Source organism: Microcystis sp. BLCC-F209 (genome assembly GCF_041928595.1).
In the GTDB taxonomy this organism is placed as follows: domain Bacteria; phylum Cyanobacteriota; class Cyanobacteriia; order Cyanobacteriales; family Microcystaceae; genus Microcystis.
Genome location: NZ_JBHFLL010000044.1, coordinates 1 through 1,812, shown reverse-complemented (window position 1 = coordinate 1,812; position 1,812 = coordinate 1). Strand labels below are relative to the sequence as shown.

Here is a 1,812-nt window from a genome sequence, read left to right as displayed (position 1 = left end):
TTTGCTAATAAACATAGCAAAATTATAGATGATTTCCTGACCTAAGATCACATTTTATTCTTTTTTCCACTTCAATCTAAGAATTGAGAAAAAAGCAAAACCTTATATTATACCATAAAAAAATTATGCAAGAGGTCTAGTATGTCCAGAAATTTATGGATGAAAAGGCTGGGCCTGGACGATTTGCCGTGGGAGCGCAGTTTGAGCTTGTCAAAAAATTTTTTAGTGTATCTACATTACCCAAAATGCCCGATGACGGTTGGAACAAGGAAGGACTTGCCACCCATTTTGGTTTAAGCAATGATTATGGGTGGAACATGAGGCATCTCGACTATCGAGATCAGGTAGATGATTACGCGGAAAGAGTTTATATTTATAACAGTCAGAGATTCAAAATTTCTGATAGTGCAAAGTTTGTTGTTAAGGCGGACGGTACTAGAGAAATTCAAAACTTTTATGTTGAACCTTTTCAAGACAATTTTGATTTTGATGGTGGTGGGATAGTAGCATGGATTGGTAATCGGATTATTTTAGAGCCTCTTGTTGATCCGTCAAGGATTGGTCGAACAGTATTCATTAATTTTACTGGTTTTCTAAGTAAAAAAACAGAACCATACAACAAAGCTTCATTCGATAGAGAGATTAAAAAAATATCTAGCTGGGAAATACCATTATTGGGTGCAAAACCAGCGGCCTACTTGGGACTAAAATTTGGGATAGACAGAATATCCGAAAATTTATTTAGTCAAGGTATCACCAAATTTCTTGACAAGGAAGAAAAGCCTATAATTTACGGTACACAAGGCAACGATAAATTGTCTGCCTTGGGTACTCTTAATAAATTGGCTTATCCCAAGTTATTTGAATACTATAAAAACGGTGTAGTCTTAATCGGGGCGAGTGGAAATGATGAACTTTTGGGTTTTGGTTTTGACGACAGACTATTTGGTGGCGAAGGAAACGATATACTAAATGGGGGAGGCGGTAATGATGCTCTAGACGGCGGTTTAGGCAATGATACCGTTGACTATAGTTCAGAATCAACTCCAATTATTTTAACTTTAACCTTAAATGCTGACCCCAAACTAACAGGAATAAGTGGAACAGTAAAAGTCGGCTCTGACACAGACAATTTATCTAGCATTGAAACCCTTAAATTTACTAAGAAGGATGATATTGTAAAAATCCAGTCAATTCCTCAAGGAGTAACCCTTGATGCTGTTGATGGAAAAGATACTCTTGACTTTTCCACTGCAAATCCTAAAGTAGGCGTACAGGTTGATAGTACAACAAAAGTTGTTAAATTAGGCTCGGACTCTCTCTCAATCACTAATTTTGAAATCTTTGTTGGTACAGCCTATAATGACATCTTTAAAGTTGATGAAAAAACGATCAAAGTTGATGGTGGAGAAGGAATTGATCTGCTTGACTTTTCAAATTCAAGTAAACCAATAACAGTAGATCTAGTTAAAAGTGGAACAGGAATTCCGCAATATATCAAAATTGAAAACTTTAAAGGTAGTAGTTTTAACGATGTTTTTACTCTGGATAAAGCGGCCAACAAAGTTGAAGGTGGTGACGGAAATGACATAATGATTGGTGGTGCAGGTAACGATACCTTAGACGGTGGCTTAGGAAATGATACTGTTGACTACAGTTTAGAAACAACACCAGGGTAAGAGCATCTCAATTAGGCTTGACAAAAGGCTTTCAGCACAGCCATCATATAGTTATTATCCATGGCCGCCCGTTTACTTTTTTGTGCCAGACTACGTCGGTAAGTGGATTCCTGGTTAAGAGCGTTAAGTGCTA

General features: G+C 37.0%; 1 protein-coding gene. It reads left to right on the top strand.

Annotation, left to right across the window (positions count from 1 at the left end):
- Nucleotides 1-155: 155 nt before the first annotated feature.
- Nucleotides 156-1,679 (top strand): calcium-binding protein, encoded by a 1,524-nt coding sequence (locus ACE1AQ_RS03230; protein ID WP_253257811.1) that lies wholly within the window; start codon nt 156-158, stop codon nt 1,677-1,679.
- The last annotated feature ends 133 nt before the right edge of the window (nt 1,680-1,812 follow it).